The following is a 12,359-nucleotide window of genomic DNA, read 5'->3' as shown; positions in this document are numbered from 1 at the left end:
CTCTCATGCCAGCCCAAGCTCCTGCAACAGCTCGTATTCACCGGGAGGATAGGGGGCGAGGTCTTTCAGGTGGGCAAACATCTCCGCATAGTGGGGACTTGTCATCAGGGCATCGCGCCGCGCCCGGTGCGCGGCGACGCAGGCCGCGTGCAGGGGGCCTATGACCGGGTCCGCCCTCAGCCGGTCGAGTTCGGCGCCGAGCCGGGGCAGGTAGCGCGCTATGGACATGTCCTCAAAGGCAGGATCGTTGCGTTCGCGCCAGTAGGTATCGTCAAACGCGCGGTTTTCGCGGTTCACATCGCCGCGGTCGTTCTTAACCAGATAGCTGTCAAGCGATCGCAATGCATAGTGGTTCAGAGTAGCGAAGGCGCGGGCCCCGCCGGCGGGAAACTTGCGGATGCGGCGCGGATTGGCCGCGACAAGGAACCGATGCGGCACCGCGCGGCCCGAACCGTCGGTCCACGCGGGGCGCCTGGCCTCTGGCAGATCCTTGCGGAAAAAGGGCCGGTGCGCACCGTAATATTGCAGCGGAAAATCCCGGCGCACCAGTGTTTTCACCTCGATCGCGGTTTCGGCGCACCAGAGGTCGGGGTTGTGGGAGCGGGTGAACTGCTGGATCACGGGACGGTCTTCGAACCCGGTAACGCCGCCGTTGGCGAAGAACTGGAACGTGACAGAGATCGCCTGCGGATCGCCGCAGGCGTCGATCAGCGCCGGGATGGTGTGGTCGCCCACGTGGATGTTGAGGAACTCGTCGACATCCGCCACCCAGACCCAGTCCGCATCCCTGACCAGCGGCTCGTGCGCGGCGGCCTTCAGGGCCTCCATCTGGTAGTTACGCCCCTCGGCGGGGTTGGGCCGATGCTCCACGCGCCCGGCCACGTCCCGCGCCGCAAGCGCATCCAGCAGCGTGTCGGTCCCGTCGCTGCAATCGTTCGAATAGAAGAGGTGATCGGTCACGCCGAGCAGACGGTTGAAGGCGATCCATTCCAGCAGGAACGGGCCTTCATTCTTCACGCATGTGACGGCGGTGATGCGCATCGGCGCTCCGCGTTCCTTGTCTGACAGGCTGCTCGGCCTTGGGTGTGCGCCCCGGATCGGTCCGGTGGTCCTTACGCAGGCCAGCATCGCAAGGAACCGGCAGTGCGTCAACGGTCGGCCCCCTGCGTCCCCGAACCGCCCCCCTCTGCGACCTTGGGGCTATTGACCGCATGTCGCCGGGCTGGAACAGATGGGCCAAGGAGGACCATATGACCATTCCCGAAAGCATCGACGCCGTGCAGGCGCGCCTGTCCGAGACCGGCTATGTCTGCGGTCGCGCGCTAGCCACGGTCGTCTTCCTGTCGCTGAAACTGGGCCGTCCGCTATTTCTCGAGGGCGAGGCCGGCGTCGGAAAGACGGAAATCGCCAAGGCACTGGCGAAATGCCTGAACCGCCGCCTGATCCGCCTGCAATGCTACGAAGGGCTGGACGCGTCCTCCGCCGTCTACGAATGGAACTTTCCGGCGCAGATGATCGCCATCCGCACGGCCGAAGCGGCGGGCGGTCGCGACCGCACTGCCCTGCAGGAAGAGCTGTTCGGCCCCGACTACCTGATCGAACGGCCGCTTCTGCAGGCCATGCGCCCCGACGAGAACGGCGCGCCGGTGCTCCTGATCGACGAACTCGACCGTACGGACGAACCCTTCGAGGCCTTCCTGCTGGAGGCCCTGTCAGACTTCCAGGTCACCATCCCCGAGATCGGCACCATTGCGGCCCCCGAGCCGCCAATCGTGGTACTCACCTCGAACCGCACGCGCGAAGTTCACGACGCGCTGAAACGCCGCTGCCTGTACCACTGGGTCGACTATCCCGACTTCGACCGCGAGCTGGAGATCCTGCACTCCCGCGCGCCCGAGGTTTCCGAAACCCTCTCCCGCCAGATCGTCGCTTTCGTGCAGTCCCTGCGCACCGAGGACATCTTCAAGAAGCCGGGCGTGGCGGAAACCATCGACTGGGCGAAATGCCTGCTCGCGCTCGACGTGGTGGATCTCAGCCCGCAGGTGATCTCCGACACGTTGGGCGCAATCCTGAAGTACCAGGACGACATCGCCCGTATTGGCGGAAGCGAGGCCGCCCGCATCCTCGACGAAGCCAGGAAGTCCCTCGAACCCGCCTGACCATATCCCTACGCCCCTGCTTCTTTGGTTCGAAAATACCTCGGGGGTGTGGGGGCAGAGCCCCCACGGCGACAGCCTCCAACCGGCAGAGTGCATGGCAGAATACCTCCCCCTCGATGTCCCGGAAAACCCGCGACTGGCGCACAACATCATCCACTTCGCGCGCGCCCTGCGCCGCGCGGGTCTGCCGGTCGGGCCGGGGCGGGTGATCGACGCCATCCGCGCAGTGGAGGCGGCGGGCTTCACCGACCGGATGGACTTCTACTGGACCCTGCACGCCTGCTTCGTGAACCGGCCGGAGCATCGCGTGGTTTTCGCCCAGATATTCCGTCTCTACTGGCGCGACCCGCGGTTTCTCGAACATATGATGTCGCTCATGCTGCCTGCGATCCGGGGCGTGCAGGAGGAAAAGCGGGCCCAGTCCGCCGAAAAGCGTGCGGCGCAGGCGCTTCTGGGCGACGAGATGCCCGACATCCCGCAGGCGGAGCAGGAGGAGGAGGCGACGCAGGTCGAGGTCGACGCCTCCTTCACCATCTCCACCGAGGAAAAACTGAAGACGCTCGATTTCGAGCAGATGTCGCTGGAAGAGACCGCGCAGGCCAAGCGGATGCTGGCACGGCTGACGCTGCCGGTCAAACCGATCGAGAGTCGTCGTTCCCAGGTTTCGGCGCGGGGGCAGCGCACGGATTATCGCCGCACCATCCGTGATGCTCTGCGCAAGGGGGGCGAGATCCGTGCTATCGCCCGTGCCAAGCCTCGGCTCAGGTGGCCCAACCTCGTGGTTCTCTGCGATATCTCCGGCTCGATGAGCCAGTACAGCCGGATGGTGCTGCATTTCCTGCATGCGGTCGCGAATGAAAAGGGCCAGGGCTGGGCGAAGGTGCATGCCTTCACCTTTGGCACCCGGCTCACGAATATCACCCGCCATCTCGCCACCCGCGACGTCGATGCGGCGCTAAAGGCCGCCGGGGCGGAGGCGCAGGACTGGCAGGGGGGCACGCGGATCGGGGCGAGCCTGCATGCCTTCAATCGCGACTGGTCGCGGCGGGTGATGGGGCAGGGGGCGGTCGTGCTCCTCATCACGGATGGGCTCGACCGGGACGACGCGGCCCAGCTGGAAAAGGAGATGGAGCGCCTCCACCTCTCTTCGAAGCGTCTGATATGGCTCAATCCGCTGCTCCGGTGGGATGGGTTCGCCCCAAAAGCGACCGGAATCCGGGTCATGCTGCCCCATGTGGACAGCTTTCGGGCGGGGCATTCGATCCAGTCCCTGGAACAACTGGCAGAGGCGATTTCCCGGCCCGATGACATGGGCGAAAAGGCTCGGCTCATGGCGCTGCTCTGAGCCGCGGTCCCATGCTGGGACATTTTCGACGCCGTTTGAAATCAGAGACTTGGCACGCCGCGTTTACCCGCGCTTAACCCCTTCGGCCGTGCAGATGGGGCCCGGAGGGCGGCGATTCATCCGCCCGGAAGACCGAGAATGCCCGCCCACCGGCGGGATGCCGCTGGGTCATGCGACAGGCATGAAACCTCTGGCCCGATCGCGCGTTATGGCCTCAAGCCCGTCTTCGGGCAACGAGAGGAGACTACAATGAAAACCCGCAACCTTCTGACCGCCTCGACTGCGGCGCTGGCACTGACCCTTGGCGGTGGTGCGGCGCAAGCGCAGAGCGCCGGTGTCGACGCGACCATCGTTCCGCCGGGCCAGATGGACAAGCTGATCGACAGCCTAAACCAGATCTGCACCACCGGAGACCAGGTGCCGCCCGCGCTGGACTGCGGGCTGGTCGCTCAGGCCGAAGGCGATGCGTCGCTGGAGGATGACGTGGTGCTCATGGCGCAGGGCCTGGCACAGCAGGGCGTTGCACTGCCGGGGGTCGATCAGGGGCTTGTGGCGGAGCTTCAGGCCGGAAATTTCACACAGGATATGCTGAGCGGCGCTGATGCGTCGACAGAAGCGGCGGCCGCTGCCACCGACGCGGCCAGTGACGTTGCCTCCGACGTTGCCAGCGGCGCCGCCGGTGCCGTTGCCGGGATCGTTGCGGGTGATCGCGCCGATGCCGAGGCCAGCCTAGAGGCGCAGCAGGCCGCCGAGGCCGCCGCACCGGAGGCCGATGCGGAAATCCCCGCCGACGCGCAGGCGACCGATGTGCCGCCGCAACCGGAGGCGCAGGCTGAAATTCAGGTGGAAACTCAGGTCGAAACTGGGGCGGAGGCACAGGTCGAGGCGCAGGCACAGGCCGAGACTGAACAGGCGCAGGTCGAGACTGAACAGGCACAGGCCGAGACTGAACAGGCACAGGCCGAGACCGAAACTCAGGCAGCCGCGCAGACCGGTGCCGGAGCCGGTGCCGAGGCGGACGTTCAGGCCGAAGGCGACACGCAGGTTGCGGCGGATGCCGAGGCACTGAAGCGTGCGCTGGCCCAGGAAGAAGCCACGCAGGTCGATCAGGCCGCCGAGGCAGGCGTTGCCGCCGAAGCCGATGTTGCATCAGAACCCGAAGTGGCCGCGGAGCCGGATGTGGCCTCGGCGGATACGCCAGAGGCTGAAAGCGCGATGACCTCGACCGCCGAAGCCGAGACGCAGGCAGAGGCCGGTGCGCAGCCGCAGGCTGTCGAAGCGGAAACCGCAGCCGAAGCCGACACCGCCACGGAGGCGGGGGCCACGGCAAATGCGCAGGAGACCACTCCCGAAGCCGAAGCCGAGGACCTCGCGCAGGCGCTGGCCGCCGCCGAGCAACAGGCGCAGGTCGAGGCTCAGGCTCAGGCTCAGGCTCAGGCCGAGGGCGAAGGCGAGGGCGATCCCAACGCACAGGCGCAGGCCGAGGCCGACGCACAGGCGCAGGCCGATGCGGTTGCTCAGCAGGACGAGCAGTCTTCGGCCGCAGCGGCAGCCGCGCAGGACGGCACCGAAGAGGCGACCATGGTCGAAGAGACCGTGACCGAGGATCAGGTGCGCAGCTCTGCCGAGGATTTCGCCAACAGCGTCACTGCCGCTCCGAGTGCGCAGGCAACGGCAGCGCCCACTGCCCAAGGTCAGGCTCAGACTCAGGCTCAGACTCAGGCCGAGGCCGACAAGCTGAAGGCTGACGCCCGTCGCGCCGGCAAGGACGCCGAGCGCGCCCGCACCGTGGCCGGGGCCGCCCTGCTGGGGCTGGGCGCCGTGGCGCTGAACAACATCCTCGACAATAACGACAAGGTGGTGTCGAATTCCGGCGACCGCGTCGTGGTCGAGAACAACGGCAACTTCCGCGTGCTGCGCAACGACGACGTGTTGCTGCGCCGCCCCGGTGCCGATGTGAAGACCTACCAGTACAGCGACGGCTCCACCCGCAATGTGGTGGCCTACGAGGACGGCACGCAGGTCGAAACCGTGCGCGCCGCCGATGGCCGCGTGTTGCGCCGCACGCGCACCCTGAACGATGGCACGCAGGTCGTGCTGTTCGACGACACGCAGAAGTCGCAGGCGGTCGTGGTCGGCGATCTGCCGCAGGTGTCCAGCAAGAACACCCAGGAGCGCGTGATCTACCGCGACACGAACGACGCCGAGGCGCTGGCCCGCGCGCTGGAAGGGGCGGACAACGTGAAGGTGGGGCGGACGTTCTCGCTGAACCAGATCCGCAACATCGAGGCGGTGCGCCATCTGGTGCCGGAAATCACCGTGGACACGATCAACTTCGAAACCAACAGCGCGGCAATCCGCCCGCAGGAGGCCGAGGAGCTGTCGGCGCTGGGGAACGCGATGCGCAACGCGATCCGCAAGAACCCCGGTGAGGTGTTCCTTGTCGAAGGGCACACGGATGCGGTGGGCAACTACGCCTACAACCTCGCGCTGTCCGACCGCCGCGCGGAATCGGTGGCGCTGGCGCTGACCGAATATTTCCAGGTGCCGCCGGAGAACATGGTGCTGCAAGGCTACGGCGAAGCCGACCTGATGGTGCCGACCACGGAGGCCGAGCGCGCCAACCGCCGCGCCGCCGTGCGGCGCATCACGCCGCTGCTGCAGGGCAACTGAGGCGGCCGCAAGGCACCTGAAGTCGCGGATCCAATGAAAGGCGGGCCATCCGGTCCGCCTTTTTTCATGCGTCGCGGCATTGATCGCCGCGATTAGGCCAGCATGGTCGGTACTGGTGCGTGCCTATAACCTGCAGAGTCCGCGAAAGAATGGCGTCGATAGAATAACGGTGTGTGTTTTACTTGACATGCCTTGGGGGCAGCGGAAAATATCGCGGAGAAATGAATTTAAGCCGCGCATTACCCGGAGGGACTTGTCCGTGGATTTTGTAAACAAATGGATCTTTCGGGCCGCTGCAAGGATCGGTCTGGCGGATGGCTCCGGACTCGTACGGCGTAGACTGGGCGTCTCTGCGTCGAAGGCGAAGGGCATGACACATGCCGGGGCGGCCGAAATCCAGATGTATCTCAATGGATTGGGAGGGGATGGTGAAGGGGCGACGTCGACGCGTGACCGCTTTGCCAGCCTGAAGTACGGGAATGACCGGACGAGCAATGCCGACAAGGGCGAAATCAGGGCCAGGCTGATACAGAACCTTGGTATTCCGCGCGAGGAGGCGGACAATTACCTTGCTGCGGCCCTGGCCGGATATGCGTCGGATTATGAAAACGATCTGGAGGACGAATACCCCCAGACCGACGGCGAGAGGGTGTTCGGCGACGCTGAAACGAAATACGGATCGGGGTCGCCATATGAGATGGCCATGGAAAAGGCGCGCAGGGCGGCCACGATGTCCCGCTGATCGGGATGCCGGGCGCTCCGCCCCCTCGCTGTCGGAGAGGGGACCGGAGCGCGCCTGATCAGACCATCATTTCCTTGGTCGCGGACAGCGTGATGTCCGGGTAGTCGCGGCCGACGCGGTCGATGTCCCATTGCAGCCGCGTCAGGTAAACCACGTCGCCATCATTGTCGTAGCCGATGTGCTGCTTGTTGGCCTGGGCGAATTTCTCCACCGCGTCCTTCGAGCCGTGGACCCAGCGGGCGGAGGTGAACTGCGAGGCGTCGAACCGGACGGGCAGGCCGTATTCCAGCTCGATCCGGCTTCCCAGGACTTCGAATTGCAGCGCGCCGACGACCCCGACGATGAAGCCGGAGCCAATCATCGGCTTGAAGACCTTGGCCGCGCCTTCCTCGGCGAATTGCATCAGCGCCTTTTCGAGGTGCTTGGCCTTCATCGGGTCGCCCGCGCGCACGCCCTGAAGCAGTTCCGGCGCGAAGGAGGGGATGCCGGTGACCTTCAGCATCTCGCCCTCGGTCAGCGTGTCGCCGATGCGCAGCTGGCCATGGTTGGGGATGCCGATGATGTCGCCGGCCCAGGCTTCTTCGGCCAGTTCCCGATCGGCGGCGAGAAAAAGCACCGGGTTGGTGATCGCCATCGGCTTTTTCGTGCGCACATGCGTCAGTTTCATGCCGCGCTGGAAGTGGCCGGAAGCGAGGCGGACAAAGGCCACGCGGTCGCGGTGCTTGGGGTCCATGTTGGCCTGCACCTTGAAGACGAAGCCGGTGACCTTCGGCTCCTCCGGCGCGATGGCGCGCGGCGTGGCCTTCTGGATCTGCGGTTCGGGGCCGTAGGTGCCGATGCCGTTCATCAGTTCCTTCACGCCGAAGGAATTGATGGCGGAGCCGAACCAGATCGGGGTCATGTGGCCTTCGAGCACCGATTGCGGGTCGAGCGCGGGCAGCAGTTCGCGCGCCATCTCGACCTCCTCGCGGAGCTTGTCGAGCAGGGGGGCGGGGATGTGGTCGGCGAGTTTCGGGTCGTCGAGGCCTTCGAGCCGGATCGATTCCGCGACCCGGTTGCGGTCGGCGCGGTCCATCAGTTCCAGCCGGTTGTTCAGCATGTCGTAACAGCCGAGAAAATCGCGCCCCATGCCGATGGGCCAGGAGGCGGGGGTGACGTCGATGGCCAGGTTTTCCTGGATCTCGTCGATGATCTCGAAGGTGTCGCGCGCCTCGCGGTCCATCTTGTTGCAGAAGGTCAGGATCGGCAGGTCGCGCAGGCGGCAGACTTCGAACAGCTTCCGGGTCTGGCTTTCCACGCCCTTCGCGCCGTCGATGACCATGACCGCCGCGTCCACTGCCGTGAGCGTGCGGTAGGTGTCCTCGGAAAAGTCCGAGTGGCCGGGCGTGTCGACAAGGTTGAACCGGAAGGTCTGCGCCTTTGACGCGTAATCGAAGGACATGGCGGAGGCCGAGACGGAGATGCCCCGGTCCTTTTCCATCTGCATGAAGTCGGAGCGCGTGCGCCGCGCCTCGCCTTTTGCGCGCACCTGACCGGCCATCTGGATGGCGCCCCCGTAAAGGAGGAATTTTTCCGTCAGCGTCGTCTTGCCGGCATCCGGGTGCGAGATGATCGCAAAGGTCCGGCGGCGGGCGATTTCGGGCGGCAGCGAGGGGCGATTGGTGCTCATGACGGGGCAGATACAGCGGATTCGGGAAGGGCACAATGCCGGCGCGATGGGCGCGACCGTGCCCCTGCGGGAGGGGCTGACCGCGTACCGATCGCGACGGCGGTGCGGCGAGCAGGAGGTCCGATGAGGAGTTGCACCAAGAAGAAGCAGGGGGGCGCGATCCGTCGGGTGCGGAGGGCGGGCAGGAAGAGAACCTTGCAGAGGCGCGTGGCGCGATGAGATCATGAAGGCAATTGGGGCGCGCGCGCGGGCCGCCGCAGGCAGCGGGTCGGGCAGCGGGTCGGGCAGCGGGTGGTGAGCCGGGAGGAAGGGCGCGGCTTTTTGGGGGCAGACTTGTCGTTCCGGTCAGGGGTTTCGGGCGGGGACAGGGCGTCGACCTATTCGAAGGAGGTGGGGACTTCCTTTTGCGCAAGGAACCGTGGCGCGGGAACGCGGGTTGGGAGGTCGAACGAGATTGGAGGCACGTCATGGCTGGAAGCAACGGGGTCAAGGACCACGGCCCGTCGATCAAGGACGACAAGCTGTACGAGGATTTGCGCGACGAGGGCATGTCCCGCGAGAAGGCCGCGCGGATCGCCAATGCGAAAGCGGCGGGCGATGAGCCGTCGAAGGCGGGTGGCAAGGCGCCGCCCTACGAGGACTGGACCAAGGATGCGCTGTACGACCGGGCGCGGGAAATCGGCATCGAAGGTCGCTCGGACATGGACAAGGGCGCGCTGATCGACGCTTTGCGGCATCACTGATGCGCATCTGGGCAGGGCCCGTGCGGTCCTGGGCCAGGACTTGGCGCAAGGGGCTGAAAATCGACGGTCGGTCGGCGCGGGCCGAGTATTGGTGGTGGCTTCTGCTGGGAGCGCCCTTTGCTTTTGTGCTGTGCCGGATCTACGGCCTGATCGACGGGGTTCTTGTAGCGCGCGGCTATTTCGGTCTGGCGTCCGTTGCAGAGATGATTGCAGCGGTGCTGCTGGCGGCATGGGCGGTGCCGATGGTCACCGTGTCGGTGCGGCGGTTCCACGACGTCGGGTTTTCCGGCTGGTGGGTTCTGGTACTGGATGCCGGGCTGTTTGTGGCGCCTCTGGTGGTATCCGCCGTGATGATGGCCGGGGTTGAGCGCGAGACGGTGGTTGTGGCCGCCTATATCGGCGAGACGCGGCCCGGAGTTCTGGCGGTGCGCTGGGTGATCGGATTGTTGTTCCTCGTCAAATCCGTGATCGCGGCGCTGCCGGGGCAGCGGTGTGCGAACCGCTGGGGTCCGCCGCCTGATCCAGTCTCTGCTGTACCGGGTGCCAAATGATGCCCCGCGCCGAGCCGGCATGGCAGATCCGCGAGGTCGGTGTTTCCGGGCACGGCCAGCCGGACCCGGCGTCGCTGCAAGCGGCGGAGCGCAGGAGCTTTGCCATAGATGCAAAGCCGCCCGGGGCCGCCTCTGTCCATGTGATCTGCAATGCCGTGGCGGTCTGCGACCCGCAGTTCGTGGCGGTGGCGGACGGCGGGCTGTGCGGCTGGGTCGACATCCTGCGCGGGGCGCCGCCGCTGGAGGCCCAGACCGGAACGCTGGCCATGGGCGTGCTGCCGGAATGGCGCGGGCAGGGCGTCGGGCGTGCGTTGCTGACCCATGCGCTTGATGCGGCACGGGCGCGCGGGTTTCACAAGGTCGGGCTGGAGGTCCGGTCGGGCAACATTGCCGCACGAAAGCTGTGCGAGGCGGCGGGGTTCGCGGTCGAGGGCGTGAAGCGCGAGGCGGTGCTGATGGATGCCGTGTTCGAGGATGTGATGGTGATGGGGCTGGTGCTGTAGCAGGCGCGCTCAACCGCCGGAGGATTTGCGCAGCAGCGCGGCCGCGTCGGGGCGGGACAGCAGCGTCTCACCGATTTCGAGGTCGGAAATGTCGCTGCGGCGGTGGCCGGGGATCAGGGCAGCGAGCCGGTCGGACAGGTCAGCGGGCAGCGCGGCCTGTGTCTGGGTGTTCACCAGCATGGATTCGGCGGCAATGCCTTCGGCGTAGATGATCTGATGCGCGTCGAAGAGCATCTGGTAGTAATCGACGAAGCCCCCCGGCGCGGCGGTCACGGTGGTGCCGTTCACGAGGTGGCGGGCGCGCACCAGCAGTTCGGAGCGCCCGGCGCCGATCTCGTCCCGGCGCTGGTAGATGAAAAGCCGGTGATCGGGTGATACCAGCAGGTCGCGGCTGTTGTTCAGCGTGCCCGCGGCGATGCGGATCGGGGCGAAGGTGCCGGTGGCGCGCGCGGTGTGGTGGCCGATCCAGCGCAGCGCCTGCGGGCCATTGTCGCGGGTCAGCACTCGATCGCCGGGGCGAAGGTCCTCAACCGGTTTCTGCGCGCCGGTGGACAGGGTGATCATTGTCCCGGCGGTAAAGGAGGTGCAGGCGGATTGTGCGTAGCGTTGCAGGGCGCTGTCCTCGGAGATGCCGACGAGCACATAGTCGGCCTTCGGTGTCATTTCGGCCAGCGGCAGCGCGTAGACCTGGGCGGCGTTGCCGTCGGGGTCGGTTTCCACCAGCACGAGGCATTCGGTGGTTTCGCCCGAGCCCGACATGAAGGTGACGCAGCAATCGAGGTGCACGGCGTGGCCGGGGGTGCCGAGCTCGGATTGCTCCATGATGTGGAAGGGCGGCGTCGCGGCGGTCCGGACAGTCAGCGATTTCAGCATGGAGACCGGGGACAGCCGGTAGATGTCCGAGGGTTCGAGATCGTCGGCCCAGGACAGCGCGTCGCCGAGGTTCGCCCCGTTGACCACGCGCAGGGCTGCGGCGGGAAATACGGAGAGGGTCGAGGATTTGCGCTGCATGGGGGCCTTTCGCGGCGACGAAGAAGAAGATGGATGTCGCCCAAGGCATTGTAAGCCGGAACAATGTGTCATCAAATGGGAATGAGGTCGGCGTTTTGCCGACGTTGCGGAAACGACACCGTCAAAGGGCGTTTCCGGGGCCATAACGGAACTTGGACAGAACAAAGAGGGAGGATCCGGATGGATCTGGGCATTCGGGGCAAGCGCGCGCTGGTCTGCGCATCGAGCAAGGGACTGGGGCGCGGTTGCGCGGAGGCGCTGGCGGAGGCGGGCGTCGATCTGGTGATGAACGCACGCGGCGCGGAGGCGCTGGAAACCACCGCGCAGGCGATCCGCGACCGCTACAACGTGCAGGTGACGACCGTGGCCGCCGACATCGTGTCGGAGGACGGCCGCGCGAAGGTGCTGGAAGCCGCGGGCGCGGTTGATATCCTCGTGACCAACGCGGGCGGTCCGCCGCCGGGCATGTGGCACGACTGGACGCGCGAGGATTTCCTCAAGGCGCTCGACGGCAACATGCTGACGCCCATCGCGCTGATGACCGAACTGATGCCGAAGATGATCGACAAGGGCTGGGGCCGGGTGGTCAACATCACCTCGCAGTCGGTGAAGGCGCCCATCGCGGTGCTGGGCCTGTCGAACGCCGCGCGCACCGGGCTGACCGGCTATGTCGCTGGCACGGCGCGGCAGGTGGCGGCACAAGGCGTCATCGTCAACAACCTGCTGCCCGGCATCCATGCCACCGACCGAGCCATATCGCTGGATACCGGCGTGGCGGAGCAGAAGGGCATCACGATCGAGGAGGCAAAGCAGCAGCGCGAGGCGACGATCCCGGCGCAGCGTTACGGCACGCCCGAGGAATTCGGCCATATGTGCGCCTACCTGTGTTCGCAGCACGCGGGCTTCATCGTCGGGCAGAACATCCTGCTGGATGGCGGCGCGACGCTGGCGACGATCTGACCC

The 12,359-nt window shown here is 66.2% G+C and carries 11 protein-coding genes; 8 read left to right on the top strand and 3 right to left on the bottom strand.

Annotation, left to right across the window (positions count from 1 at the left end; genetic code table 11):
* Positions 1–3 precede the first annotated feature (3 nt).
* Positions 4–1,041 (bottom strand): glycosyltransferase family 2 protein, encoded by a 1,038-nt coding sequence (locus J5474_RS00295; protein WP_209358353.1) that lies wholly within the window; start codon positions 1,039–1,041, stop codon positions 4–6.
* A gap of 209 nt (positions 1,042–1,250) precedes the next feature.
* On the opposite strand from J5474_RS00295, the gene J5474_RS00290 reads away from it, so the two are divergent.
* From J5474_RS00290 to J5474_RS00275, 4 genes are all read left to right on the top strand, one after another.
* Positions 1,251–2,159, top strand: a complete 909-nt coding sequence (locus J5474_RS00290) for an AAA family ATPase (RefSeq protein ID WP_209358352.1) — start codon at positions 1,251–1,253, stop codon at positions 2,157–2,159.
* A 94-nt stretch (positions 2,160–2,253) separates the two neighbouring features.
* Complete coding sequence (locus J5474_RS00285) at positions 2,254–3,504, top strand: vWA domain-containing protein (RefSeq protein ID WP_209358351.1); 1,251 nt, start codon at positions 2,254–2,256, stop codon at positions 3,502–3,504.
* A 249-nt stretch (positions 3,505–3,753) separates the two neighbouring features.
* The gene (locus J5474_RS00280) at positions 3,754–6,177 is read left to right on the top strand and encodes an OmpA family protein (protein ID WP_245216170.1); all 2,424 of its coding nucleotides are present in this window, start codon (positions 3,754–3,756) and stop codon (positions 6,175–6,177) included.
* Between the two features lie 370 nt (positions 6,178–6,547).
* On the top strand, positions 6,548–6,919 hold the full coding sequence (locus J5474_RS00275; RefSeq protein ID WP_209358350.1) for a hypothetical protein: 372 nt from the start codon (positions 6,548–6,550) through the stop codon (positions 6,917–6,919).
* A gap of 58 nt (positions 6,920–6,977) precedes the next feature.
* Here the strand turns inward: J5474_RS00275 and J5474_RS00270 are convergent, their stop codons facing one another.
* Positions 6,978–8,588, bottom strand: coding sequence for a peptide chain release factor 3 (locus J5474_RS00270; RefSeq protein ID WP_209358349.1), 1,611 nt, complete (start codon positions 8,586–8,588; stop codon positions 6,978–6,980).
* Between the two features lie 467 nt (positions 8,589–9,055).
* Between J5474_RS00270 and J5474_RS00265 the strand changes: the two genes are divergently transcribed.
* Genes J5474_RS00265 through J5474_RS00255 form a run of 3 tightly spaced genes read left to right on the top strand, consistent with a single transcriptional unit; the run spans position 9,056 to position 10,385 of the window.
* Positions 9,056–9,331, top strand: a complete 276-nt coding sequence (locus tag J5474_RS00265; RefSeq protein ID WP_209358348.1) for a DUF7218 family protein — start codon at positions 9,056–9,058, stop codon at positions 9,329–9,331.
* A complete protein-coding gene (locus tag J5474_RS00260) occupies positions 9,331–9,882 on the top strand; it encodes a DUF805 domain-containing protein (protein WP_209358347.1) in 552 nt (183 codons plus the stop codon). Before J5474_RS00265 ends, J5474_RS00260 begins: the two co-directional genes overlap by 1 nt.
* Positions 9,882–10,385 (top strand): GNAT family N-acetyltransferase, encoded by a 504-nt coding sequence (locus J5474_RS00255; RefSeq protein ID WP_209358346.1) that lies wholly within the window; start codon positions 9,882–9,884, stop codon positions 10,383–10,385. The genes J5474_RS00260 and J5474_RS00255 overlap by 1 nt, the downstream gene beginning before the upstream one ends.
* Positions 10,386–10,394: 9 nt before the next feature.
* Here the strand turns inward: J5474_RS00255 and J5474_RS00250 are convergent, their stop codons facing one another.
* Positions 10,395–11,396 carry a Hint domain-containing protein gene (locus J5474_RS00250; RefSeq protein WP_209358345.1) on the bottom strand — a complete coding sequence of 334 codons (1,002 nt, stop codon included), beginning with the start codon at positions 11,394–11,396 and terminating at the stop codon, positions 10,395–10,397.
* A gap of 180 nt (positions 11,397–11,576) precedes the next feature.
* Between J5474_RS00250 and J5474_RS00245 the strand changes: the two genes are divergently transcribed.
* Entirely contained in the window at positions 11,577–12,356 is a 780-nt protein-coding gene (locus J5474_RS00245) for an SDR family oxidoreductase (RefSeq protein ID WP_209358344.1), read from the top strand.
* Positions 12,357–12,359: the final 3 nt, after the last annotated feature.

It is taken from the genome of Sagittula salina (assembly GCF_017813235.1).
Lineage (GTDB): Bacteria > Pseudomonadota > Alphaproteobacteria > Rhodobacterales > Rhodobacteraceae > Sagittula > Sagittula salina.
The sequence above is the reverse complement of the archived record's forward strand: the minus strand, read 5'-3'. Positions and strand labels throughout refer to the sequence as shown.